The 24,674-nt window shown below is 57.0% G+C and carries 26 protein-coding genes and 3 tRNA genes; 17 read left to right on the top strand and 12 right to left on the bottom strand.

What is annotated here, in order from left to right; genetic code table 11:
- Positions 1-34 precede the first annotated feature (34 nt).
- The gene (locus ASD46_RS26680; RefSeq protein ID WP_323455134.1) at positions 35-463 is read right to left on the bottom strand and encodes a hypothetical protein; all 429 of its coding nucleotides are present in this window, start codon (positions 461-463) and stop codon (positions 35-37) included.
- Between the two features lie 83 nt (positions 464-546).
- On the opposite strand from ASD46_RS26680, the gene ASD46_RS20145 reads away from it, so the two are divergent.
- Genes ASD46_RS20145 through ASD46_RS20130 form a run of 4 tightly spaced genes read left to right on the top strand, consistent with a single transcriptional unit; the run spans position 547 to position 4,680 of the window.
- Positions 547-2,208, top strand: coding sequence for an AAA domain-containing protein (locus ASD46_RS20145; RefSeq protein ID WP_323455133.1), 1,662 nt, complete (start codon positions 547-549; stop codon positions 2,206-2,208).
- A 13-nt stretch (positions 2,209-2,221) separates the two neighbouring features.
- Complete coding sequence (locus ASD46_RS20140) at positions 2,222-3,067, top strand: hypothetical protein (protein WP_060642573.1); 846 nt, start codon at positions 2,222-2,224, stop codon at positions 3,065-3,067.
- A gap of 3 nt (positions 3,068-3,070) precedes the next feature.
- On the top strand, positions 3,071-3,523 hold the full coding sequence (locus ASD46_RS20135; RefSeq protein WP_060642572.1) for a response regulator: 453 nt from the start codon (positions 3,071-3,073) through the stop codon (positions 3,521-3,523).
- On the top strand, positions 3,520-4,680 hold the full coding sequence (locus ASD46_RS20130) for a hypothetical protein (protein WP_060642571.1): 1,161 nt from the start codon (positions 3,520-3,522) through the stop codon (positions 4,678-4,680). The genes ASD46_RS20135 and ASD46_RS20130 overlap by 4 nt, the downstream gene beginning before the upstream one ends.
- Before the next feature lie 486 nt (positions 4,681-5,166).
- Here ASD46_RS20130 and ASD46_RS20125 read toward each other — a convergent pair.
- A tRNA-Arg gene (locus tag ASD46_RS20125) sits at positions 5,167-5,243 on the bottom strand.
- 51 nt (positions 5,244-5,294) lie between these two features.
- Positions 5,295-5,600 (bottom strand): ETC complex I subunit, encoded by a 306-nt coding sequence (locus ASD46_RS20120; RefSeq protein WP_003495468.1) that lies wholly within the window; start codon positions 5,598-5,600, stop codon positions 5,295-5,297.
- Positions 5,601-5,865: 265 nt separating this feature from the next.
- Here ASD46_RS20120 and ASD46_RS20115 point away from each other — a divergent pair.
- Positions 5,866-5,942 (top strand) — tRNA-Pro (locus tag ASD46_RS20115).
- 54 nt (positions 5,943-5,996) lie between these two features.
- Here the strand turns inward: ASD46_RS20115 and ASD46_RS20110 are convergent.
- Positions 5,997-7,139 (bottom strand): ceramide glucosyltransferase, encoded by a 1,143-nt coding sequence (locus ASD46_RS20110; RefSeq protein ID WP_035198932.1) that lies wholly within the window; start codon positions 7,137-7,139, stop codon positions 5,997-5,999.
- A gap of 583 nt (positions 7,140-7,722) precedes the next feature.
- On the bottom strand, positions 7,723-7,992 hold the full coding sequence (locus tag ASD46_RS20105) for a DUF982 domain-containing protein (protein ID WP_003515956.1): 270 nt from the start codon (positions 7,990-7,992) through the stop codon (positions 7,723-7,725).
- A gap of 211 nt (positions 7,993-8,203) precedes the next feature.
- Here ASD46_RS20105 and ASD46_RS20100 point away from each other — a divergent pair, with 211 nt between their 5' ends.
- Complete coding sequence (locus ASD46_RS20100) at positions 8,204-8,452, top strand: BON domain-containing protein (protein WP_003515953.1); 249 nt, start codon at positions 8,204-8,206, stop codon at positions 8,450-8,452.
- Between the two features lie 59 nt (positions 8,453-8,511).
- Here the strand turns inward: ASD46_RS20100 and ASD46_RS20095 are convergent, their stop codons facing one another.
- Both ASD46_RS20095 and ASD46_RS20090 read right to left on the bottom strand, forming a co-directional pair.
- Entirely contained in the window at positions 8,512-8,997 is a 486-nt protein-coding gene (locus tag ASD46_RS20095; protein ID WP_019567113.1) for a DUF192 domain-containing protein, read from the bottom strand.
- Positions 8,997-9,575, bottom strand: a complete 579-nt coding sequence (locus tag ASD46_RS20090; RefSeq protein ID WP_013636345.1) for a cold-shock protein — start codon at positions 9,573-9,575, stop codon at positions 8,997-8,999. Before ASD46_RS20090 ends, ASD46_RS20095 begins: the two co-directional genes overlap by 1 nt.
- Positions 9,576-9,765: 190 nt before the next feature.
- Between ASD46_RS20090 and ASD46_RS20085 the strand changes: the two genes are divergently transcribed.
- The 3 genes from ASD46_RS20085 (at position 9,766) to ASD46_RS20075 (ending at position 12,507) form a co-directional block, all read left to right on the top strand.
- Positions 9,766-10,206 (top strand): VOC family protein, encoded by a 441-nt coding sequence (locus ASD46_RS20085; protein WP_003515949.1) that lies wholly within the window; start codon positions 9,766-9,768, stop codon positions 10,204-10,206.
- 157 nt (positions 10,207-10,363) lie between these two features.
- Positions 10,364-11,620: a YcbK family protein gene (locus ASD46_RS20080; RefSeq protein ID WP_025593864.1), complete on the top strand. Its 1,257-nt coding sequence runs from the start codon at positions 10,364-10,366 to the stop codon at positions 11,618-11,620.
- A 143-nt stretch (positions 11,621-11,763) separates the two neighbouring features.
- Entirely contained in the window at positions 11,764-12,507 is a 744-nt protein-coding gene (locus ASD46_RS20075; protein WP_003515947.1) for a glycosyltransferase family 25 protein, read from the top strand.
- A gap of 11 nt (positions 12,508-12,518) precedes the next feature.
- Here the strand turns inward: ASD46_RS20075 and ASD46_RS20070 are convergent, their stop codons facing one another.
- From ASD46_RS20070 to ASD46_RS20060, 4 genes are all read right to left on the bottom strand, one after another.
- Positions 12,519-13,028: a pyridoxamine 5'-phosphate oxidase family protein gene (locus tag ASD46_RS20070; protein ID WP_236735813.1), complete on the bottom strand. Its 510-nt coding sequence runs from the start codon at positions 13,026-13,028 to the stop codon at positions 12,519-12,521.
- 3 nt (positions 13,029-13,031) lie between these two features.
- The gene (locus ASD46_RS27170) at positions 13,032-13,319 is read right to left on the bottom strand and encodes a hypothetical protein (RefSeq protein WP_156390073.1); all 288 of its coding nucleotides are present in this window, start codon (positions 13,317-13,319) and stop codon (positions 13,032-13,034) included.
- Between the two features lie 236 nt (positions 13,320-13,555).
- Positions 13,556-14,137, bottom strand: a complete 582-nt coding sequence (locus ASD46_RS20065; protein ID WP_025593860.1) for a DUF1003 domain-containing protein — start codon at positions 14,135-14,137, stop codon at positions 13,556-13,558.
- Between the two features lie 310 nt (positions 14,138-14,447).
- Positions 14,448-14,523 (bottom strand) — tRNA-Lys (locus tag ASD46_RS20060).
- A 341-nt stretch (positions 14,524-14,864) separates the two neighbouring features.
- On the opposite strand from ASD46_RS20060, the gene ASD46_RS20055 reads away from it, so the two are divergent.
- Together ASD46_RS20055 and ASD46_RS20050 are read left to right on the top strand one after the other, a co-directional pair.
- Positions 14,865-15,611, top strand: coding sequence for a cytochrome c biogenesis CcdA family protein (locus ASD46_RS20055; protein ID WP_025593718.1), 747 nt, complete (start codon positions 14,865-14,867; stop codon positions 15,609-15,611).
- A 35-nt stretch (positions 15,612-15,646) separates the two neighbouring features.
- Positions 15,647-16,585, top strand: coding sequence for an AEC family transporter (locus tag ASD46_RS20050; RefSeq protein ID WP_025593716.1), 939 nt, complete (start codon positions 15,647-15,649; stop codon positions 16,583-16,585).
- Here ASD46_RS20050 and ASD46_RS20045 read toward each other — a convergent pair.
- Positions 16,569-17,777 (bottom strand): UbiH/UbiF family hydroxylase, encoded by a 1,209-nt coding sequence (locus tag ASD46_RS20045; RefSeq protein WP_060642570.1) that lies wholly within the window; start codon positions 17,775-17,777, stop codon positions 16,569-16,571. The two genes, ASD46_RS20050 and ASD46_RS20045, sit on opposite strands and share 17 nt — an antisense overlap.
- Before the next feature lie 209 nt (positions 17,778-17,986).
- Here ASD46_RS20045 and pcsA point away from each other — a divergent pair, with 209 nt between their 5' ends.
- From pcsA to ASD46_RS20015, 6 genes are all read left to right on the top strand, one after another.
- Complete coding sequence (gene pcsA / locus ASD46_RS20040) at positions 17,987-18,712, top strand: phosphatidylcholine synthase (RefSeq protein WP_025593712.1); 726 nt, start codon at positions 17,987-17,989, stop codon at positions 18,710-18,712.
- A gap of 212 nt (positions 18,713-18,924) precedes the next feature.
- Positions 18,925-20,481, top strand: a complete 1,557-nt coding sequence (locus ASD46_RS20035; RefSeq protein ID WP_003515765.1) for an ABC transporter ATP-binding protein — start codon at positions 18,925-18,927, stop codon at positions 20,479-20,481.
- Positions 20,471-21,562, top strand: a complete 1,092-nt coding sequence (locus tag ASD46_RS20030; protein WP_013636336.1) for an ABC transporter permease — start codon at positions 20,471-20,473, stop codon at positions 21,560-21,562. The genes ASD46_RS20035 and ASD46_RS20030 overlap by 11 nt, the downstream gene beginning before the upstream one ends.
- Complete coding sequence (locus ASD46_RS20025; RefSeq protein ID WP_019566110.1) at positions 21,562-22,482, top strand: ABC transporter permease; 921 nt, start codon at positions 21,562-21,564, stop codon at positions 22,480-22,482. The genes ASD46_RS20030 and ASD46_RS20025 overlap by 1 nt, the downstream gene beginning before the upstream one ends.
- Positions 22,483-22,519: 37 nt before the next feature.
- Entirely contained in the window at positions 22,520-23,593 is a 1,074-nt protein-coding gene (locus tag ASD46_RS20020; RefSeq protein ID WP_003515759.1) for a BMP family ABC transporter substrate-binding protein, read from the top strand.
- Positions 23,594-23,825: 232 nt separating this feature from the next.
- Positions 23,826-24,563 carry a FadR/GntR family transcriptional regulator gene (locus tag ASD46_RS20015; RefSeq protein WP_025593710.1) on the top strand — a complete coding sequence of 246 codons (738 nt, stop codon included), beginning with the start codon at positions 23,826-23,828 and terminating at the stop codon, positions 24,561-24,563.
- Positions 24,564-24,674: the final 111 nt, after the last annotated feature.

Here is a 24,674-nt window from a genome sequence, read left to right as displayed (position 1 = left end):
GGTATGACTACGATCGGGCTACGCCCTCCCTCCGTCACACCCCGGCGCGAGTCTCATCCTGAATGACGCTGATTCTCATCGAGATTGCCGCTAAACACTTGAGGATGATTTGGCCTTCTCCGAACGGCATGTTGCGCTCGAGGATGTCCTGCATGAGATCGATCACAGGACCATATGCTTCCTTTGCGGCGTTGCGTCGGAACCAATTCACCATCGGCCCAATCACGGATTCGACATACTGTGTCGTCGGTCGCTTGCGATCGACGACTTCGGCAACAACACGCCGGACTTCGTCTTCTCCATTTACCGCGAGGCTGAAGCCCCATTCACGCAGATCGGTTTCCTCGTGCATCCAGGCCCTGACATCGTGGAGGACCAGGAAGTCCCCGAGATAGCGGGAGAACTCGGCAGCGACGTGTGCGTCGAGCCTGTCGAGGAAGCCATCCCCGCCATCCTGGAACACGCCGTCTCGAAGGTAAGTATCCAGCCGCGGCTGGCGGCTCGGGACAGGAGCCGCCGCGGCTTCCCACCCGCACGGCGGTGGCGATGCACGGAGACCGCTTTCTCAAGTTCCTCAGCGGGGACTGGAGAAAGGCAAAGGCGCTGCTAAAAACTGTGATGCCAGAGACGCCGCCCGCAGAAACCGTCCGTATTCTCGATCTCCTTCAGAAGGGCAAAGATGCCCGCAAAGCGATCAGAGAGGGTGACGGTCTTGGACGCTCGGCATTCGGAGCTGACTGGCGCGGCGAAAAATCTGATCCACGTCCACTCGAGAGCCTTGTCCTTTGGATGAGGAGCCTACGAGGCGTGGGATCGGAAGCGCGGGCGATCGCGGGTAGGCTGACAGATAAATCAGCGGTGGCGTCTCGCTGTGAGCAGGTCCGGGCTTTGCTTGATGAAACTCGTCGAGCACTTCTTTCTCTTTGGACAGACATGGGATCGGGTAATACTGACTTTTTCGGCGGTTCGTCGGACGTCGATGAGATATCTTTGCTCCAATCCGCGCCTGCAATTACCGATCTGACGAATGCGGATGCGGCGTTTTCGGACTTGCTTCATGTGCCGCTTACTGATGCCGCAGCCCGGGTGAAAGCCCTGGGGACCCTCGCGACAGCGCAGCGTTGCAAGCAAACGCTGGAAACCAGCAGTGCCGTTGGCGTCGCTGCGTTCGGCTCGCTTTGGTCAGGAGCGACCTCGAACTGGCCGAAGCTCTCCCAAGTCTACGCTTGGTCGACCTCAAATGCTGACATTCGCAAGCTGGCGTCTCGGGTCGATGACCCAAGTTCGAATTACGCTCATGCCAAGGAAGCATATGCCCTCGGGAAAGAGTTCCTTGATCGGATGACGGAACTCTTGGTATTTCTGAAATCGGATACCGAGACGCTGTTCGGCGTGGGCGTGGTAGCTGATGCCCCACTTGATGAGATGATCCGAAAGTTAGGTGATTGGATTGCCAATGAGGAGCAACTTTCGAAGTTTGCGGCCTTTAACAGTAGAGCAAAGGAGGCTGCAGAGGCCGGCGTTGCGGAGATCGTTGCTCGCTTGGAGGATGGACGTCTAACAACGGCGAATGTCATTCCGTATTTCGACATGGCTTACTACGAGGCGTTGCTGAGGGACCAGCACGACAGGACCCCGGAACTCGCGCGGTTCGACGGGGAAGTACACAATCGGCTTGTCGCCGATTTTGCCAACCTTGATCTCGGCCGTATGAAGCACTCGAAGCTGGAAGTCGTCCGCGCCCACCACCGCAAGATTCCTTCTGTCAGTGGTATCGGCCCGGTAGGAGTCCTGCGTGGCGAAATGGCACGCCGTCGAAACCATATGCCGATCCGGCAATTGATGCAGCGCGCGTCTCCCGCAATCCAGGCGCTCAAGCCCGTCTTCATGATGAGCCCGCTTTCCATTGCCCAGTTTCTTCCCCCAGGTGTTATTGAGTTCGACCTTCTCGTGATGGACGAGGCAAGTCAGATACAGCCCGTTGATGCGTTGGGGGCGGTTGCGCGCGCGAAACAGGTCGTGGTCGTCGGTGACGAACGCCAGCTTCCGCCAACGATGTTCTTTTCGAAAATGACATCCGACGGATCGGAACAGGATGACGAAGATGACGGCGCGAAGGTGTCGGATATCGAAAGCATCCTTGGGCTGTTCTCCGCGCGAGGTCTTCCGAGCCGCATGCTGCGGTGGCACTACCGTAGAGAAGTATGAGGGTGCTATCGCATTGATCGGCGATGAGATTCTTCAACTCCATGCAGAATCCAAAAGCCGTGGAGGCATCATCGCAACGATCGCAACGTCCAACAAGCTAAATACCGCCCGGGCGGCCGTCCGGGATATTGCTCTTAGCCTGGAGCAAGATAATCCCGTGATCCATGCCATTGCCACGATTCAGGAATACTGTTGGCGACTTCTTGAAACCGATCTAGTTCGTATCCGGCACGAGATCAGTCGTATTCGGTCCGAACACCTTATTATTGATCCAGCGGCCTTACCTGATGTCGATGGAGTGAACGATTTGGCTCGGCGAGTCAATGAGGCAGTACATCGTAAGTTTGCGACCTTAAACCTGTGGCTGACGCAACCTAAAAACGTCAGCCCTTCAGCACCGTTGTCGCTTCTCTTCAACGCCGTTCTCGTTGAGGTGAAAGAGCAACTTCCCGGTTTCGATCCGACGATAGTATTCAACGAAGAGCGTGCACTCGACCTGTTCGGCCACCGATACCATTATGTCTACGACATGCTCTATATCCTCGTTTACAACGCAGGAAAACACGGGGAAAAGAAGGGTGTTCTTAGCTTCGACGTAACTGTCACAGACGATGGGACGTCAGCGCGAATTTCCATTGAATCCGAAATGAGCGAGAAGGCAACGGTCGAAAAGGTTAAGAAGCGCATTCAAGTCGCCATGGAGGCTGAAATAGAAAACGCCTTCAAAGTGGACAGTTTTAGCGGCATTCGCAAAATCCGGGCGCTGGAGGTTCATCTGGGGGAAGTCTCAAATTTCGGCGTTACCTACAATGGACGTAGAGTTCGGTTTTCCGCATCCCTTGCTCTAACTGCGATCTAACTCATGGCAAAAGTTTTGATTGTTGAAGACGATACCTTCAAATATGGCGAGATGCTTCGTGCGATTGCAGGTTGCTGCGATGTAACCGAGGTGATTTCTGCACTTTCCGTCGGCGAGGCGGTTGCGGCGCTTGCTGAAGCGGAGTTCGACTGCATTCTCCTGGACATCGCGCTGCCGAGTCATGGACTAAAAAAGGGTGAGGGGGCCCCGCATTCATTTCCTTCGGGCGGCGTTGAAGTGCTATTGGAGTTAGACTACTTGGGTCGAAAGGATAACGTCATTATCGTCACGCAATACCCGGAGTTGGAACTTGAAGGGAAACTCTATCCTCTCGGGCGGGTAAAAAAACGGGTCAGTGAACTTATGCGCGTCAACTTAGCCGGCGTCGTGCAGTTCGACAGGTTGTCGGAAGGTTGGAAGAAAGACCTCGATACGTTGCTCAGGAGAATTTTGTGATACGTGCATTGATTATCGAGGACACCGAGTCTAAGCGCAGAATGATCGAAGCTGAAGTCACCCAGTATTTTGCGGGTTATGAGGTGGATTTTACTAAAGTAGATTGCCTCCAGGCAGCAGTGAAGCCTATTTTTGAAACCTCCTACGACCTCATCGTGACTGATCTTCTGCTTCCACGACGGAGAGGAGATAAGGAAATCGATGTCTCGGACGAGATCGTGTCTCACATTCAGGACAGCGCAAAGAATTCACGCGCGGTTGTAGTCGCGCTTTCCCAGTTCGAAGACCTTGTTGACGCGCGTCGGAAACGTTTTGTCGATGCTGGGATAATATTGGTTCACTTCGATGGCAATGGAGGTTCGTGGAAAGCTAGCTTGAACGTTATCCTTCAGCGTATCGAAAGACGCGTGCGGATCGATTTCGTGATCGTATGTGCATTGGAAAAAGAGCGTAGTGGGTTCAAGCACACAGAGGCAACAATTGGCGAGCTTGAGATCATCTCAGAACTAGATTGCCTCCACCTAGAAATCGATGGACTGAAAGGCGTATGTGTTAAACCACCACGAATGGGACTTGTAGACGCGTCCGTCATTTCCGCGCGCGCAATTGAACTGCTCAATCCGAAGCTGATTTGCATGGCGGGCATCTGTGCCGGCTTTTCGGAGGAGGTTGAGGTCGGCACACTCATCGTTTCCGACGTGTGTTGGGAACATCAAGCGGGAAAGTGGTCTGGTGACACATTCAAGCTTGAGCACTACGACATCACACTCGAAAATGACGTGCGTGTCCGCCTCAGCCAGTACATCGAACGAAACGCTCCTTTCGATCATTTAAAGGCCGGCCAAATTGCCAGCGATAAAGTCCTAAAACAGAGTGTGTTGCTTAAACCCACCGTCACCGGTTCGGCCGTGATCGCGTCGGAACAGCGCATTTTAGAAATTCGCGATCAACATCGCAAACTTGGCGGTCTCGATATGGAAATGTACGGGTTATATCGCGCCCGCGAGCTGTCCATGAGCAAACCGATTTGTTTTGGAGCAAAGACCGTCGTTGACTTAGCCGATTCGGCAAAAGCTGACGATGTTCATGAGTACGGCTCTGTTCTTTCGGCGCGCTTCGTTGTCGGGGCGATCAAGGAACTACTGAGAAAGACCTAGAATAGTCACGCTCAAGCTTAGAAGGTGGGTGTCGAATTGCCCCCTCGTTTCAAGCCGCACCCGGGTTAAATTTCTTCTGACGCTTTACAAAAGGAGTGGTGGAAGAATCTCCCGGTCAGCTCATGGACAAAGAAAGCTCGCGATGTGACGAGGGACAGACCTATCGGAACATTTCGCCCCGACCAAGTGAAATAGCGACAAACCTACGGAGCGGTATCACCGAAGAACAACCCACGGGTTGTCGGCTTCGGTGGCGGGTTGTTAAAGCCTAACCGCCTGGCGACGCTCAAGAGTAAATCACGCCTATCGCCATGTGAAAACCGTTCTTCAGAAATGCAGTGCGACCGCAGGACCCTCTGTTGTGAGCGGAAAGTCGAACATGCCCAATTCAAATGCCGCGAGTTGCCCCGATCAGTCAGCGCAGGGACAAACCAAACCCGCGAAATCACGCGATCTGGATCCCGAAAGCGGCAGTTTAGATGGAGATGGCGACCCCTGCAGGATTCGAACCTGCGACATTCGACTTAGAAGGTCGACGCTCTATCCAGCTGAGCTAAGGGGCCGTCGTGCCGGACTATTGTTACTCCGGCTGAAAATCGTTCAGTGCGTCTTCTTCAATGCGTCCAGGGCTGGGTGCGGTTGAAGCGGAAATTATCCGTGTAGGATACAACTTTGCGGGTTGCTTCCTTTGGCTGGATGACGCGGTATTCGATGCCCTTGCGCTGCGCATAGGCTTCGGCCTGTTCCTGCGTCTCGAATGTCAGCTTTACCTGCTGCTTCATGTCGGATGTCGAGGTGTATCCCATGATCGGATCGATCTTGCGCGGGACCTCAGCGTCGAATTCCAGAACCCAGACATTGGTTTTCGCCTTGCCGGATTGCATGGCGGTCTTTGCAGGGCGGTAAATCTTCGCAGACATGTCGAAACTGCTCCGGTTGGGCGGTGGGGCATGCGCCCCGGATTACTATTCACGTACCTGAATAGAATAACCAAATCGTGTCAGGAACGCTGAATTTGAAATGGACCGACTCCATGTGAGAGTCAAGACGATTATCCTTTGCGACCTCTTCACGGTCCCACCGCGTTGCATGAGTTTTCAATAATCGAGACAATGGGCTCAACAAAGATGAATTTCCCTGTTGCGGACTGCGGGTGAACCGTGTATTCCCCAGCCATCGCCTCGGCGGAGTGTAGCGCAGTCTGGTAGCGCATCTGGTTTGGGACCAGAGGGTCGGGAGTTCGAATCTCTCCACTCCGACCATTTAAAGCGAAACATTCGCTTGTCGGTGTAACCCCTTCAAATAAAAGCTTCCGTTCAGTCCGCTGAAGGTCCGGCCAATGTGCTTTCGGCCGTGCCGATCGTCATGACATTGCCGCGCCATGCAACCGCGCTGCCGATCCAGCTGCGTACCCAGACGAATGGCATGATGACATCCCGCGCGACCATTGCCGGAAGGGTATAGAGTGATACCGGCCACCGGTTGAGAGCTGCGAGCGCCAGTTCCGGGCCATACATGATGGCGAGTACGGCAATCGCGGTGACGGCAAGGTTCGCATCCGCGGCAACGGCGGCAGCGAGCGCGAAGAGGAGCGGGGGAAGCGCGCCGGTGAGGATTTCCGGGGCGAAATATTGCGGGAAGGTGACGCGCCGCAGCCGCGCCCAGCGGGTCTGCCGCGACCAGATCTCACCGGCATGGCGCTGTCCGAGCGGCTGCTCGAACGGGGCCGACACCAGGTGTACCTTGCGACCGGCGTTTCTGACCAGTTTCGTGGAAGCGGCATCTTCGGCGATTTCGGCGGCGAGCGCGCGGATGCCGCCGCGCTCTTCCAGGAACGGCTTGTTCCACAACATCGATTTGCCCTGCGCGAAGCCCATGCCGATGGCTTCCGCCGCATATTGCCAGCGGCCTTGCGAGCCGTTGAGGAAGGCGCATTCCACATGCGCCCAAAAGCCATCCGGCCGGGAGCCGAGCGGTGGCGAGCAGACCAGTCCGCTATCCGGCCGCCAGGCCGACATCATGGTTTCGATATAGGATTGCGGCATCAAAACATTGGAATCGGCCAGAATGACCCATTCGTGTCGGGCAGCACGCCAGCCCTTGACGCAATTGTTCAGTTTGGGATTGGCGCTGATGCGATCATCGCCGATGAGCAATTGCGCTGAAACTGCGGGGAAGGCCGCGCTTGCCTTGCGCACTTCCTCGATCACGGGATCGAACTCGTCGGCGACGCAGAACAGAAGCTCATAGTCCGGCCAGTTGAGCTGGAAGGCGCGCGACAGCGTCAGCGGCGTGAAAGTTTCGATGCCGCGCAGCGGCACCACCAGTGATACCGGCGGTTTCTGCCGGACAAGTGCGTTGTCCGTATCGCATCTTTTCAGCCGCCAGCCTGCCAGAACGACGCCGAGAAGATTGAAGGCGAGGAGCAGAATTGCGCAAAGGGCAAAAACAGTTTCCATGTTGGCCAGTTCCACTCCCAAGCTTTCAGCGGTTTACCCGCCAACCGATTCCATGGAATTCGTCATTGCGGATTATAACGTTTGCATGACAGTTACATGTCATGTTCCGCAGGCAGGATACGACTTCGGTCGTTCATGCGACCCTGGCGCACGGGTCGATGCCGCGTTTGTTACCGAGAAAGCGTGAACGGTTTTTGCAGACTACCTCTTCGCTAGGGGAGACGGTCGTTTGCCTGGTTGAATGCCATAACGACGAAGCGGGCGTGTCGCGCTATCAGGAATAGTCACGTCGAAACACCGATTGTAAGACAGAAATCTATCCGAGTATTGACTGCCGGTGCATGGGGAAAATTAAGACGGTGTATCTCACAGCAACCTCCCGATCCCTGTGCACCCGGCCATTTGAATAGGACGAAGTTCAGGCTTCAATCAAACGGGCGATCCACGCAGGTGGATTGCCCGTTGTTTTGACCTCTGGAGCCATGTTGATGACGGCAGATAGACTTGCCGCTCATCCGGTTGTCATCACCGTAAGTGATTGATATGTAGTCGATAATATTCACAAAGCCTTCCGCGTGACGACCTAGTGGATGTTCAGAATATGCGCGTGGCTGCTTGCGACCAGAAACGATTCCCGCGCTTTTTCGATGTCGCATTTTCCAGCGATAGCATCGAGACAGTTCCTGCGTGCGTCCTCATATTCCGGTCCGTGTTCATCCGGCCAGCGGTACATCAGCATGTCCAGCGCCACCAGAGGGCTGTAGATTTCCACCGCTGCGGATAACGGCAGGTGGATCGCCACCGGCTTCATCCACGAGGCGTGGTGACACGGCTCCGTTTTGTTAATCAGCATGTCATTCTCCTCCCTGTTTCATGCGCCTTGACGGCAAATTTCACTCCCATGCGCGAAATGCTCACCTCACGAAATGGTTCCCGATCACCTAAAATGTGATCGGGCAGGGGGTTCCAATTTGCCAAGATGAATGGAAGATGAACGAATTGATGAACCGGAGATGAACAAAACCGTGATTCGGGCGTTGTAATAGCCAAGAAGGAGAACGCACATGTTCAATTTGTCAGGCATTCAGGAAAGCTTCTTTGGAGACCGCATGGCGGGTGTATGCGAGGCCATCACCTCTGCATTGGCTTTCGAAAACGGTCTCGAGAAGTCGCGGATTTCCGCAACCGTCGAAAATGACGTGATCTATCTCGAAGGGACGGCGGATTCGGTCGAGGCAATCGACATTGCCATCAATCTTGCCGCATCTATTTCCAATTGCCGGATTTTGAGCCATATCGAGCCGGTCTACTGAGATCTTGCCGGCCGGGCGAAACGTCGTCCGGCCTTTTCAGACGCAGTAACGCGGCAATGTCATTTCCGGTTGCCGATTTGTGCACTGCGAACCACATCGCCTGGTTTGATGCCGTAGCGTTTGGCAGTGCCGCCATTCAGTTCAAGCACGAATTTGACCGACCCACGGGAGCTGATGATCGCTTCTGAGTGTGGCACGGCGTTCTCGTGGATATGGGTTATGCGCCCGTCCCGGGCGATGAACAGCATGTCGAGCGGAATGAGAGTATTCCTCATCCACATGGCTACATCCCGCTCCTTGCCGAAATCGAACAGCATACCGCTTCCAAGCGGCATTGACTTGCGAAACATAAGGCCCTGTTCGCGCTGGGCGTTGTCCAGCGCCAGTTCCGCAACAAATTCGTGGGTTTCTCCGGAGGCGGTCTCTATCGTCAGCGGTTCGGATTGAAACGTCTGCTGCTGTTGAGCCTGTGCTGCGCTTGAGAGCGTGAAAAAAAGAAGCGCCAGAACGGCGCTCTTCATCAAGTTGCGAAACACAGCGGCCATCAGTGCGACATCCCGATCGGGGCCGGGTTGTCGGGGTGGATTTCCGCCGCCATCAAACCCTTGTCGCCATCGCCAAAGCGCACCAGCACCACCTGGCCCGGACGCAGTTCCGTGAGGCCGAAGCGGCGCAGCGTTTCCATATGCACGAAAATATCTTCCGTGCCTTCGCCGCGCGTCAAGAAGCCGAAACCCTTGGTCCGGTTGAACCACTTGACGATTGCACGCTCAAGCCCGCTTGACGGCGTGACCTGCACATGGGTGCGAACCGGCGGCAGCTGCGACGGGTGAACGGCGGTGGACTGATCCATCGACAGGATGCGGAAGGCCTGAAAGCCGCGGTCACGCCGCTGGATGAGGGCAACGATGCGCGTACCCTCGAGAATGGTCTGATACCCATCGCGGCGCAGGCAGGAGACATGCAGCAGCACGTCCTGCATGCCGTTGTCAGGCACGATAAAGCCGAAACCCTTGGCAACGTCGAACCATTTCACCGCGCCGGTGATTTCGGTCAGGTCCACGGCATCGGCCGAAAGGTCCTCGACATCGACTATCGTTTTCGATGACATCCTATCAGCCATATCCTGCCAACCCCTCGATTACGCGCCACACACCGGTCAACTGATTCCTGTGTACCAGATTAACATCTTGGTAACGGTTCCACGCAAGCCCTAGTTTTTGATTTGCGTAGCTGCTTTTATGTCGCCGTCCTTGTCCGGGGCTTGCGATCATGCGTTTATGGCCCGGAAAAGCGTATTGGAGAGGAAGAAAATGCGGTATCTGCACACGATGGTTCGCGTCAAAGACCTTGGCGAATCAATGAAATTCTATTGCGACCTGATGGGTCTCGAGGAAATACGCCGGATCGAAAACGAAAAAGGCCGTTTCACTCTGGTTTTTCTTGCAGCGCGCGACGATATCTCTGCGGCGCGCGAAAAAAAGGCGCCTTCCCTTGAACTCACCTACAATTGGGACACCGAAGATTACACTGGCGGCCGCAATTTCGGGCACCTGGCCTATGAGGTCGACAATATTTACGACTTCTGTGCCCACCTTCAGCAAAATGGCGTCGTGATCAACCGGCCGCCGCGTGACGGTCACATGGCCTTCGTTCGTTCGCCCGACGGTATTTCTTTCGAAATCTTGCAGAAGGGCGAAAGCCTCGCGCCAGCCGAACCGTGGATATCTATGCAGAATACGGGTTCCTGGTAGGGGTTTTCCCGACCAGAAGCGACGATTTCGGTCACTCTTGCCTTGTCCGGATGGGTTGAGGCATAGTCCGCGAATCGAAACGGCATGTCCTGTTTTGAAAAAGCAGACGATTCCGTTCCCGTGCTGCTGTTGTAAATGCAAGATACGGAGGCCACCCATGAAAGCTGTCGATAGCGCGAAAGGACGCGTTGCCTGTCAGCGTCTTGTTGTCGCGGTTTCGTTGCTCGGGCTTGCCGGATGCGTTTCAGCGGTGACGGATGACGACATGGCTGCCAATAGCAAAAAGCCGGCGATTTCCGCCGAGCAGAAGGCGCAGGCGGCATCGGCGGTTCATAATCCGGCCGCCAAACAGCAGCAGGGGCATTACGTGGATCCCGCCGTGGCCTCCGCAACCGGCGGGGCCGTTGCGGCCCAGCCGCAGGCGCCCGGTGTCCCCGCACAGGGTTACGGTGCCGCCGCCGATATTGGCGGCCTGACGACGCAGCCGACGGCGATTTCCGCGGGTACATCAAGCATATATTCAAGCAGACCTGCCGTTGCGGCGGGGGCTACAGCCGCAGCGGGTGCACCTTCCCAGGGTATCGCACCCGCCGTCAGCAGCGTCTACTCGGCACCAGTGCAGGCGACACAGCCGCAACCGGTATCCGCAACGGGACAAGTGCCGACTGCCGTGCCGGTACCGGCAGAACAGCACAGCGAAAACCGTCAGGCGGTTCCCGTACCAGCGCCGCAAAATGCGTCGGAACAGCTCGCAGCTGCTTCAGCGCAGTTTTCTGGAGCCGGGAAACGGGCAGGCGAGGGGCAGGAAAGTGAGGGCACAGTCGTGCCGCTGGCAGCTTTCTTCGCCGGTGCGGCCAAGAAGCGCCTTCCGAAAATGATCGAAAACGGTACGGCGGAGAATACGCAGGTTGCCGCGCTTTCCGGCGGGTCGGACAGGACGATGGGTATAGCGCTTTCCGGCCGTTCGATGATGTCTGACGAATTCGACGATGCGCATCTCGAAGACGAGGATGACCAGCCGGCCGGCCTGATGAAGCTTGCCTCGCTCTCCGGCCTCACTCGAGTTTCTCCGAACGGGCTTTTCCTGCAGACCGATCATGTTGAAGTCGGTTGTTTCAAGCCGGAACTGGTGCGCATGATCAAGGATGTCGAGCGCCACTACAACAGCCCGGCCATCGTCACCTCGGGTTATCGCCCGCCAAAGGGCATAAGGCAGGGTTCCAAGCACTACACCTGCGATGCAGCCGACATCCAGATCAAGGGCGTTTCCAAATGGGAGCTTGCGTCCTATCTGCGCTCGATGCCGCAGCGTGGTGGTGTAGGCACCTATTGCCACACCGAATCGGTTCACATGGATACGGGCGAAGCCAGAGACTGGAACTGGCGCTGCCGCCGCACCGCCCCGCGTAAATAATCTCGCGCCGCATTCTCGAACCATCAAAGCTTGCGCGTTGCTCGCCCGAAATTCTGCCGGCGTGGAAATCACGGCATGCAGACATGGTGCGCCACATGCTGTAGGAGACGGTTTCCCGACCCTATGCGCATGGTGCTTTCCGAATGCTGCCGATATCCGCTTTTCCCGTTTACATCATCTCCATCGCCAGAGCGCGCGCCCGTCTTGAAAAGATGCTGAACGGAGCATCAGGTCTTGGGCTGGATTTGCGCCCGGTGGAAGGTGTTGACGGTAAGACCATTCCCGCTGCCGAATGGACGGATTTTAACAGGCGCGGCTTTGAGCTTCGCAACGGTCGTCATGCCTTGCCTGGGGAGTATGGCTGTTATGCCAGCCATATCAAGGCACTGGAGATTTTCCTCGCCACGGATGCGCCGGTGGCCGTGATCGTTGAGGATGATGTTGCCTTCACGCCTGACTTCTCCGATCGGGTCAAGGCAATGGTCGCGATCATGCCTGAGAATTCCATCGTAAAGCTGACCAATCACCGCCACAGAGGTTTCAGAGCCAGGAAGACCAGCGCTCTCGGAGACAAGCTGGGGCGCTGCATATACGGGCCACAGGGATCGTCGGCCTGCTATATCATCTCACGCGGTGGAGCGGAGGAGTTTCTGAAAGCGGCAAGGGTGATGACGCTGCCTTTCGACCGGGCGCTGGAATGCGGCTGGGGTTACGGCACGCATGTCTACGTCACCGAAAAGGATTTTCTGCCTTTCGGCGATCCGGACACGCTGGTCGGCACGCGCGCGGAATATCGCGGCAGCAAATTTGCCCGGTTGAACCGGGTGCCAGCCTATCTCTCCAGTTTTTATGACAATATTGCGCGGTATGTGTACGCCTATCTGTAGAGGGAGGCCGCTTAACGCACGAAATCTTCCCTCTGGACCGCTTTGCGGCCCGTGAGGCTTTCTTTTTGGATGCTGAAGAAAATCGGCTTGGTGGAGTCCGTTCCATTTTCGTGCGGATGGATCGTTGAGCCTCCCGGCTCCCACCAGTTCGGGTGTTTCTGGATCAGAGACCAGGCGTAGATCCGCTCGCTTTGCCATTGCTCGTTATCTTCAAGCTCCTGATAGAGGCCATGGAGAATTACGCTTGTCCATGTGCTGGTGTTTTTGACCTCATCAACCTGAAGGCAAACATGAGGGTTCAGGCGCATATTCTCTATCTTGGCTCCCATCATCGAGAAGCTGTAGACTCCACCTTCGTGAAACACGAAATGGATCGGCACCACATAGGGCCTGTCGTGATCGATACAGGCAAGATGCCCGAAGCTCATCCGGGAAAGGAATGCGATGCATTCCGCCGATGTCATTTCTTCCAGATGGACACTTGACGCCATGATGATCACTCCGTTCTGGGCAGGCGACAACGATCATCTGATCGCGCCGCCTTCATTTTCCCATCTCTCGACAGCCGGGCTTCCGGATTTTTGGGTAGACTGAAATATGTCCCGGTTCTTATGGTGAGGAGCCGACGCAGCCGGGATTGGTTTACGCCTGCCGGAACCACGTCGAATGGCGGCGATCAGAACTCGCCTGCACGCGTCGAGTTTCGACGAACCGCATAACGTTGCAGCATCTTTTTCAAGCCTGTCGATCGCCTTGACGAGCAGGGGCGCACGATCTGGATCGACATTTCGTTTTCGATTGATGGAAGACATTTCGTCCTCCTTTGGTTGGGGCCAAGGCAGATGCACCTTCACACAACAGCGCCCGCTTCAAATGCTGCGATTGATTTATTCTGCGCTCTATATGAGGGATGCGCAAGCACATAGCTTGTCTGGAAACCATCCATGAAGTGCTGCAGCTGCTACTGTACCACCGGCACACAAAGCGCGTTCCGTTGCACATGGAATCGGCGCGCGGGCGCGATTTTCCGTATTTTGTCGTAAATTTTCTAGCCTGTTTGTTTCAGCACGAGTTTTGTCAAAAGGTCGATCTGCTGCTGCTGTTTATCGACGAGGGCTTTCAGCTCGATAGAGCGCATCCGATCAAACTTATCGTGCAGCGCCATGATTTCGATCTCTGCCTTCAGATTGACCTCGTAGTCATGTGCGGCATCGATCCGATCCTTGGCCGCATGTCGGTTCTGGCTCATCATGATCACCGGCGCCTGAACCGCTGCGAGCATGGATAAGATGAGGTTGAGGAAAATGAACGGGTAGGGATCGAAGGCGTTCGAAGCCGCGATGATGTTTGCGCTCAGCCATATCGCAAGCAAAGCCGCAAATATAAGGATAAAGGTCCAGGAACCACCGAATTTGGCAACCGCATCCGCAAGCCGCTGGCCGGGCGTCAGTCTCTCGTCGAAAACCGCATTCGCGTCCGTCGAGATGGTGCGCCTTGCTGCAAGACGACGAAATATTGCTTTTTCCCTGTCCGGCAGCAGCTCAAGCGGTTTCCCCAGATAACGGCTCGCTCCCTCCGCCAGATCCTGAGGTATGAGCATGTCACTGTCGTCTTCGATATGGGTTGCCATTGTTCTTTCTCCCTTGGCTCGCGCCAATCCGACAACCGACTCCGGACCGAAGGCCGCCCCTACACGGATCAGGTATTAGCACACGCCATCGTACAATGCTTTGCATTGAGCGGCCTTATCGGCCGGTTCGCGAGCCAGGGGTCGGCGTGTGAGGGAGGGCGGCGATTTGCGTTCTTCTGGGAGGCAGTTTCAGGGACGAGATCTGTCGGGACGCAACTTCATGTCACGCGGCGCAAGCGCATATCGTTACCGCCAGCGAACATATCGATGAGCATTATGCGTCTTAACTTACTGATATCTTTGATGAAGGTGGTGAGAGCGCAGGGATTCGAACCCTGGACCTACTGATTAAAAGTCAGTTGCTCTACCGGCTGAGCTACGCTCTCCCGTGTCGGGGCTGGGATGCCCTTCGGAAGTGCGCGGAACATAGGTAGAGCGATCCGTTCGGTCAACCCAAAAAAAGCGCTTTCTACAATCAATCCGGTTTTTTTTGTCGCACCCCCGAAAAGGTGATTGGAGAGAGGGGGCGGCTGGGGATAAAAGCGGCTTCAGACATGTCTGGCAAACGGGTGAAATCGTTTTGCGGCAATGGCATGCGCCAAAATGAGAGCGTGAAACGCGGCGAATCTCGGGAATCGCGACGTGCCTTGCTGATCTTTTTGCGCGTGACGTTATCCCAAAACCGATTCCCGCTTTTGGGAGACATGCGTCAATGCGGAGTTCTTTCTTGTCGATTGCCGATATTTCCCTGTTCAGCGCGCTTCTGGCCGGTGCCCTGTCATTTCTGTCGCCCTGCGTCCTGCCGTTGGTGCCGCCTTACCTCTGCTATATGGCCGGTGTTTCGGTGGAGCAGTTCAGGACGGAGAATACCGCGCCGCGGCCTGAAATCCGCCGGGCCGTGCTGTTTTCGGCTTTCTTCTTCACGCTCGGTTTTGCCACGGTCTTCGTGGCGCTGGGTGCCGGTGCTTCGACGATCGGCACGCTGTTGCGCCAGAACCTCGATATTCTCGCCAAGATTGGCGGTTTCATCATCATTCTAATGGGTCTGAATTTTCTCGGCGTTTTCCGCATTGGCCTGTTTTCGCGTGAGGCGCGGTTTCAGGGGGCGGGCAAACCGGCCACGCTTTCCGGCGCCTATGTCATGGGCCTTGCCTTTGCCTTCGGCTGGACGCCCTGCATCGGTCCTGTCCTAGGCGCGATCCTCGGCGTTGCCGCCTCGCGTGACACGGTTGGCGATGGCGCGATGCTGCTTGCGGTCTATTCGCTTGGCCTTGCGGTGCCGTTCTGGATTGCTGCCGCCTTTTCCGGTTCCTTCATGCGTTTCCTTGTCCGTTTCCGCCGCCATCTCGGTCTTGTGGAAAAGCTGATGGGTGTGTTGCTGGTGCTCACCGGCCTCGCTTTCATGACCGGTTTCATCACCAATGTGGCGATCTGGTTCCAGGAGACCTTTCCGATCCTGATGAAAATCGGCTAAGCCTCCCCGCGTATTTTATACGCGGGGGAAAGACTGTGGCCGATATCGTCGGATTGCTTTTGCCGTTTTTCGGCCTGATCTTCATCGGCTACGGCGCGGCGCGCATAACGAAACAGCCGGTCGAGGCGATGGGCTGGCTGAACACCTTCATCATTTATGCGGCGCTTCCGGCGCTTTTTTTCAAGCTGGTGTCGAAAACGCCGGTGGAAGAACTGACGCGCATGGATTTCGTTGCCGCCAGTCTTGCCTGCACCTACGGCATTTTCTTGGCTGTGTTCCTGATCGGCCGGTTCGTGAGAAAGAACAATCTCGCCGAAACGACGATCCAGAGTTTCGCGGCAAGCTACGGCAATATTGGTTATATGGGTCCGGGGCTTGCGCTTCTGGCGCTCGGTGAAAAAGCGGCAGTGCCCGTCGCGCTGATCGTCTGTCTCGAAAACGCCGCCCATTTCATCGTCGCACCGGCGATGATGGCGGTTGCGGGCGGTGACAAGCGCTCTGTAGCAAGGCTTGCGCTGGATGTGGCGCGCAAGGTCATTACTCACCCGTTCATCGTGTCGGTAATCGCCGGTTTTCTGGCCGCTTCGCTGTCATGGCAGCCGCCGGAGGCGGTGCAGCGGCTGGTGGATTATCTGGCGCAATCGGCAGCACCATGCGCTCTGTTTGCCATGGGTGTCACGCTGGCGCTGCGGCCAATGAAGCGGGTGCCGGTCGAAATCAGCTATATCGTCCCGGCAAAGCTTATCCTGCATCCGCTTGCCGCTTATCTCGTGCTCTCGTCGCTCGGGCGGTTCGAACCGGTATGGATCTATTCCGCCGTGCTGCTTGCGGGCTTGCCGACCGCGACGAATGTCTTCGTCATCGGCCAGCAATATCACGTCTGGCAGGAGAGGGCGTCGGCGACGATCCTGATCTCGACGGTGCTTTCGGTCTTCACGCTGACGGGCGTGGTTTATTTCATCCAGCCTTTTTGAAGCTGCCGAACAGCAGCGAGGGCAGGGCCTTCAGCCCGCGCCCCGGCTCGATGCCTTCGCGCATGACCATGCTTCTGAGCGTGCCGATGCCGGATAGCACATGCAGACCAGCCGCACGCGCCATCTGCACCGGCAGTAGATCGGAAAGCAGCGACCGGTTGAGGAGATCGACGCTGAGGGTGCGGGTGTAGACATCCGCCCGCCGCTTGCGGTCGAAGCTGCTGCCGGCATCCGCCGCAATCGGGCGGTCGGAGACAGCGCCGAGCAGGTCGGTGAGGGCGATGATGTCGCGCAGGCTGAGGTTCAGACCCTGTGCGCCGATGGGCGGGAAACCATGTGCAGCCTCGCCGATCAGGGCGACGCGGCCCTTGCCGAAGCGATGCGCGGTCATGGAAGACAGTGGCCATGCCTGCACGCTGTCTTCCACCGTAACGGCGCCGAGCATGGATTGCATGCGCTCCTCCACCCTGAGGCTGAGCGCTTCAAGCGGCAGTGCCGTCAGCTCTTCCGCTTGCGCTGGAGTGACAACCCAGACGAGGCTGGAGCGGTCGCCGGGCAGGGGAACCTGCGTGAAAGGTCCCGTGGGCGTATGGAATTCTGTCGAGACATTGCCGTGCGGCCGGCTATGGCTGAAGTTCAAAACGATGGCCGTCTGCGGATAGGACCAGGATTTGACACCGATTGCGGCTGCATCCCGCACCATCGACTTCCTGCCATCCGCGCCGATAAGAAAATCGGCGGAGAGCGCTTCACCATCGCCAAGTGTTACCGATACACGGTCGTTGCCGATATCAATCGTCTCGGCGGTGGTTTCGAAGCGGGTAATATTGTGTTCCTGTTCGACCGCTTCGCTAAGCACGCCAAGCAGCGCCTCATTGGGAATATTCCAGCCGAATGCATCCAGCCCGATTTCAGATGAGCGGAACTGCACGGTGGGCGCGCGCAGCAGGCGGTCGGTGCCGTCAATGATCTGCATGGTGGAAAGACGGGCTGCGGCAGGGGCTATGCGCGACCAGAGGCCAAGACGGTCCATGAAGCGGATCGACTGGTCCATCAGCGCCGTCGTGCGCCGGTCCTTCTTTTCGCTGGGGGGCGCAACAAGCGCCACGTGGTGGCCCGACCGCGCAAGAGCTATGGCGGCAATCTGGCCCGCAAGTCCCGCACCGGTGATGGCGATATCGAAGTGTCTCATGGTCCTGATCCGTTGTTATTTCCAAGGCATCATAAAGGCTTTGCGTGGGTAAATCCACTTTGACCCCGGAACATCCCGGCGTAAACATTCGTTGGTTGTACCGCTATATTAGTCCTAGGATAAGCCAGATCAGCCGGTTGCAAAGCGTGGTGAATGGCCGCATACCGGAATGAACAGGGCGGATGAAAAGCGGGGCGCAGACGCTGACCATGAAAATTTTCAACTACAAGCGTGTTCCCTACGCGGAAATCCGCGCCTTTTCCGTTCATATTTTGACGGCATCCGGGTCCTTTCTGGCTTTTCTTGGCGTCGTCGCCGCTTCCGAACACCGCTTTGTCGACATGTTCTGGTGGCTGGGGCTTGCGCTGCTGGTGGATGGCATTGACGGGCCCATCGCGCGCAAGGTTCGGGTGAAGGAAGTTCTGCCCAACTGGTCCGGCGATACGCTCGACAATATCATCGACTATGTCACCTATGTGCTCTTGCCCGCCTTTGCGCTTTACCAGAGCGGCATGATCGGCGAACCGCTGTCCTTCGTGGCGGCTGGCATGATCGTGGTGTCGAGCGCCATCTATTATGCCGACATGGGCATGAAGACGGACGAATATTTCTTCTCCGGCTTTCCGGTGGTGTGGAACATGGTGGTGTTCACGCTGTTCGTCATGGATGCCAGCGCCACAACAGCCATGACTGTTGTTACCGTTTCGGTGTTCCTGACATTCCTGCCGATCAATTTCCTGCATCCGGTGCGCGTGAAGCGATTGCGGCCGCTAAATCTGGCAATCGTGTTCGTCTGGTGTGCGCTTGGCGGTTATGCGTTGCTGATGCATTTCGAAACGCCGACCTGGGCGGTGATCGGCTTTGTAGCGAGCGGGCTTTATCTCTATTGCATCGGCGGAATATTGCAGTTTTTCCCCGCGCTCGGCGCGAAATAAGAAAAGCGTAAAGCCGTTTATTGCTTGTGCAAATTGCATTTAAGCAACGTCTTTTTCAGTTGTGCGCAGCAGCAAAACAGTTATCAATAAATCATGATCGCGCAGCATTGCATACGTGTTGTAGCCTGATTGGGAACAATGACCACGGTTGCTGAAATGCTTCGAAGAAAGCATGGGTAGCCGGTGTAGAGAGGGAATTCGTGACTGGAACTATGGCGCCGGAGGCCGTGCCTCTCCTGTCCGTTCGCAAGCTGACCAAGCTGTTCGGCAATTTCGCCGCATGCAACGGCATCGACCTCGATATAGCGCCGGGCGAAATCCACGCGCTTCTGGGTGAAAACGGCGCGGGCAAGTCCACGCTCGTCAAGATGCTGTTCGGCGTGCTCTCGCCGAGCGAGGGTGATATCGTCTGGCAGGGTCAGCCGGTTTCCATAGGTTCGCCAAGCGAGGCCCGCAGGCTCGGCATCGGCATGGTCTTCCAGCATTTCTCCCTGTTTGAGGCGTTGACGGTTGCTGAAAACATCGCCCTGTCGCTGGACCCGAAAATTTCATTGAAGGAAATCGCCAAGGAAGCGGAACAGCTTTCGCGTGCCTATGGCCTGCCGCTCGATCCCAATGCGCATGTGGCCGATCTTTCGGTTGGCGAGCGCCAGCGTATCGAGATCGTGCGCGCCCTGTTGCAGAACCCGCGCCTTATCATTCTCGACGAGCCGACCTCGGTTTTGACGCCGCAGGAGGCGGACAAGCTGTTCGAGACGCTGGCGAAGCTGAAGGCCGAAGGCCGTTCGGTGCTTTATATCAGCCACCGGCTGGAAGAGGTGCAGCGTATCTGCGACCGCGCCACCGTTCTGCGCCATGGCAAGGTTACGGGCGCCTGCGATCCGCGCAAGGAAACACCGGCATCTCTGGCGCGCATGATGGTGGGTAGCGATGTCGCAAGCGTTTCGCGACCGACGGGCGATGCCCTCGGTCAACCGCAGATCGAAGTCATGGGGCTTTCCGTTGCGCCACGCACGCCCTTTGCCGTGGCGTTGAAAGCGGTTTCCATGACTGTGCGCGCCGGCGAAGTGCTGGCGATTGCCGGGGTTGCCGGAAACGGGCAGGGCGAGTTGTTCGATGCGCTTTCGGGCGAATATCCCGTCTATAATAATGATGCGATCCATCTCCGCGGCAAGCCGGTCGGTCGCATCGGCATCAATGGCCGGCGGCTGATGGGCGCCGGTTTCGTACCCGAGGAGCGCCACGGCCATGCCGCCGTTCCCGGCATGAGCCTTTCCGACAATCTTCTGCTGGCGCGGGCGCGCTCCGACCGCAAGGCATTTCTGACGGGCGGTTTCCTGCGCATCGTCAGGGGCTCAGCTATCAAGGCGGCGGCGCGGCGCATATCGGAAACCATGGATGTGCGCAAAAGCGGGGCCGATCCGCTGGCGGGATCGCTGTCGGGCGGCAATCTGCAAAAATTCATCGTCGGGCGCGAACTCGATCGTCAACCGGCCGTGCTTGTTGTCAACCAGCCGACATGGGGTGTGGATGCGGGGGCGGCGAGCCGTATCCGGCAGGCGCTTGTCGATCTCGCCAAAGCCGGCTCTGCCGTCATCGTCATCAGCCAGGACCTAGATGAAATCTTCGAGGTCGCCACCAATATCGCGGTCATTTCCGATGGGCAGCTTTCGCAGGCCTATCCGGTGGAAGACATGACGCTTGAAAAGATCGGCCTGCTGATGGGCGGCGTCCACACACAGTCAGGAGCCGCCCAGCATGCGCATTGAGCTTGAAAAACGGGCAGGGATCTCGAAGCTATTTACCCTTCTCTCGCCGCTTCTGGCACTGGTGCTGACGCTGCTCGTCGGCGCCATCATGTTCGCCATACTCGGTAAAAATCCGCTTGATGCGCTTTACGCCTTTTTCATCGAGCCACTGCTGGAGGTCTGGTCGCTGCATGAGCTGGCGATCAAGGCCGCACCGCTGATCCTGATCGCGGTTGGCCTGTCTATCTGTTATCGCTCCAACAACTGGAACATCGGCGCGGAAGGACAATTCACCATCGGCGCGATCACCGGTTCTATCCTGCCGGTGCTTTATCCGGATTGGCATTCGCCACTCATCCTGCCGTTGATGCTGGTTATGGGCGCCATCGGTGGCGCACTCTATGCCGGTATTCCGGCGCTGTTGAAGACGAAGTTCAACACCAACGAAATCCTCGTCAGCCTGATGCTGGTCTATGTCGCGCAGCTTTTTCTCGACTGGCTGACGCGCGGCATCTGGCGCGATCCGGGCGGCTATAACTTCCCGCAGACGAAACCCTTCAACGAGAGCGCAGTGCTGCCGGAAATGCTGGCATCGGGCCGGGCGCATTGGGGTTTCGTGTTTGCCATCGTGGCGGCCATCGCGCTGTGGTTCATGATGCGTTACATGCTGAAAGGCTTCGAGGTCACGGTTCTTGGCCAATCGGCGCGGGCAGGGCGTTTTGCCGGTTTCTCATCGAGCCGCATGGTCTGGTTTTCGATGCTGCTTTCCGGCGCGCTTGCCGGGCTTGCGGGCATTTCGGAAGCCTCCGGCTCCATCGGCCATCTTCAACCCAGCATTTCTCCGGGTTACGGCTTCACCGCCATCATCGTCGCCTTTCTCGGCCGCCTCAATCCGCTCGGTATCATCCTCTCCGGGCTGGTGCTTGCACTGACCTATCTTGGTGGTGAGGCGGCGCAGCTTTCCATCGGTGTGTCTGACAAGGTGACGCGTGTGTTTCAGGGGTTGATGCTGTTCTTCGTACTCTCCTGCGATACGCTGATCTTTTACCGCATCAGGGTCGTCTTCACCGGCAAGGCGCATAACAGCCAAGGAGCGGCATGATGGATATGCTTCAGGCCATCCTTCTCACGGTCATCACTGCCGCCACACCGCTCGTCCTTGCCGCCTCGGGCGAGCTGGTGGCGGAACGCTCCGGCGTCCTCAATCTCGGCGTCGAGGGCATGATGATCATGGGTGCGGTCTGCGCTTTCGCTGCCGCGCATATGACCGGTTCGCCCTATCTCGGCATTCTGGCCGGTATCGCGTCGGGCGCGGTTTTCTCGCTGCTCTTCGGTTTCCTGACTTTGACGCTCGTTACCAACCAGGTGGCGACCGGCCTTGCGCTGACCATTCTCGGTCTTGGCGTTTCCGGCATGCTGGGCGAAAGCTTCGTTGGCCTGCCGGGCGTCAAGCTGCAGCCCATCGTCTTTCCGGTGCTGTCGGAGATACCCTTCATCGGCCCCTTGCTGTTCCGGCAAGACCTGATCTTCTACATGTCCATCGCGCTCGTTGCCGGCATAAGCTGGTTTTTGTTCAAGAGCCGCACGGGTCTCAAGATCCGCGCCATCGGCGACAATCACGGTTCTGCCCATGCGCTTGGCATCAACGTCATCCGCACACGCTATCTGGCTGTCATGTTCGGCGGTGCGTGCGCGGGGCTTGCCGGCGCGCAGCTTTCGCTGGTCTATACGCCGCAATGGGTGGAAAACATGTCGGCCGGGCGTGGCTGGATCGCACTGGCGCTTGTCGTCTTCGCGTCCTGGCGTCCATGGCGGGTGCTCGCGGGCGGTTATCTGTTCGGCGCTGTCACCATCGGGCAGTTGCACGCCCAGGCATTCGGCATTGGCGTGCCGTCGCAACTGCTTTCGGCGCTGCCCTATATCGCAACTATTGTCGTGCTGGTCATCATCTCGCATAATCGCCGCACGACCTTGATCAACACGCCGGCATCACTGGGCAAATCCTTCGTGCCGGACCGGTGAGAAAAACTTCCAGTCTCCAAACCAAACAGGGGTAAAAATGAAAAAACTGGTCATCGCACTTGCTGCTTCCATAGCGGCTCTTGGAGGCGTCGTTTCTTCGGCTGAGGCCGCCGACGCAAAGAAGGTCTGCTTCATCTATGTCGGCAGCCGCACCGATGGCGGCTGGACGCAGGCGCATGAAATCGGTCGCGAAGAGCTGCAGAAGCATTTCGGCGACAAGATCGAAACGCCGTTCCTCGAAAGCGTTCCGGAAGGCCCGGATGCCGAACGCGCCATCGAGCGCATGGCACGTTCCGGCTGTGAGCTGGTCTTCACCACTTCCTTCGGCTTTATGGATGCGACCGTTAAGGTTGCCCAGAAGTTCCCCAAGGTGAAGTTCGAGCACGCCACCGGCTTCAAGACCGCCGAAAACGTCGCGACCTACAATTCGCGTTTCTATGAAGGCCGCTACATTCAGGGCCAGATCGCCGCAAAGATGTCGAAGAAGGGTGTTGCCGGCTACATCGCTTCCTTCCCGATCCCGGAAGTGGTGATGGGCATCGACGCTTTCGTTCTGGGCGCGCAGTCCGTCAATCCTGAGTTCAAGGTCAAGGTTGTCTGGGCCAACACCTGGTTCGACCCCGGCAAGGAAGCCGATGCTGCCAAGGCGCTTATCGACCAGGGCGTCGATATCCTGACGCAGCACACCGACACGACGGCTCCGATGCAGGTTGCAGCCGAGCGCGGCATCAAGGCCTTCGGTCAGGCTTCCGATATGATCAAGGCCGGTCCGGAGACACAGCTGACCGCGATCAAGGACACCTGGGGCGCTTATTACATCAAGCGCACGCAGGCCCTGCTTGACGGCACGTGGAAGTCCGAATCCATCTGGGACGGCCTGAAGGACGGCATCCTGACCATGGCGCCTTACACCAACATGCCTGATGACGTGAAGAAGATGGCTGAGGAAACCGAAGCCAAGATCAAGTCGGGCGAGTTGCACCCCTTTACTGGTCCGGTGAAGAAGCAGGACGGTTCGGAATGGCTGAAGGCGGGTGAGAAGGCTGAAGACGGCGTTCTGCTCGGCCTCAACTTCTACGTTGCCGGCGTGGACGACAAGCTGCCGCAATAATGTGACATGCAGGTACTAGCTGCTAACGGGACCGCGCATGCAATTCATGCGCGGTCTTTGTTATTTTGATGTGTTTTATTGTTCGAACGAAGTTTGGCTTTGCTTTTCACGCGCGTTGATGTTTTTCACTGTATTCTGCGTTGAAAATCGGGCTGCTTTCCTAGATTACACAAGTCAGGCGCGATTTTTACATCTTCAACCGAACGGAAGGACATGGAATTTGCAGCGCGGAATGCTCGATGCGGCGATCGGTTTTCGAAAGTTGCGGACAAATCATGCTCAGGTCGTTCACAAGCTCGGTCTCGATATCGTGTCCGGAGTTTTCAAGACGGGTGACATCCTGCCGGGCGATGCCGAGCTGATGGAGCGGCTGAAAGTCTCTCGAACGGTGCTTCGCGAGGCGATGAAGACGCTGACCGCCAAGGGCATGATCTCCCCCAAGGCGCGCATCGGTACCCGTGTGACGGAGCGCGAAAGCTGGAACATGTTCGACAGCGAGGTGCTGCTCTGGCACTTCGAGGCTGGTGTCAGCAAGGAATTCCTGCTGCATCTCTACGATATCCGCCAGGCGTTCGAACCCTATGGCGCGGGTCTTGCTGCCGCCAGGGCAAAAGACGCCGATATCGCAAGGCTTGTCGCTTACGCCAACGAGATGGGCAACACGGCTTATTCCAAGGAAAAGCGCGCGCTTGCGGATATGAATTTCCACGTTCTCATCACCGAAATGTCCGGCAACCCGTTCATGCGCACCGTCGGTTCGCTGATAAAGGCGGCGCTGGCGGGCATTTTCCGGATGAGCAACCCGGAAGCCGATCCCAACGAGATTTCCGACGTGTCTGCCTCTCACCTGCGACTCGTCGAAGCGTTTCGCCTGCGCGATGAGGGGGCAGCCCGGCGCGAGATGGAAAGGCTGATTGAAAACGGCCGTCAGCAGATACTTGAATTCACGGCCCGTAACTCCCGCCCATAGATCATGCCAGCCTGCCGCTGATCACGTTTGATGAAAATCGGCGTGGAAATTTGGTGGAGATTTGCATGGTTTCTTAAGTGGGGCGCCGTTATAGCAGTGCCGGAAAGAAAT

The sequence above is a fragment of the Rhizobium sp. Root491 genome (assembly GCF_001427205.1).
GTDB classification, from domain to species: domain Bacteria; phylum Pseudomonadota; class Alphaproteobacteria; order Rhizobiales; family Rhizobiaceae; genus Agrobacterium; species Agrobacterium tumefaciens.
The sequence above is the reverse complement of the archived record's forward strand: the minus strand, read 5'-3'. Positions and strand labels throughout refer to the sequence as shown.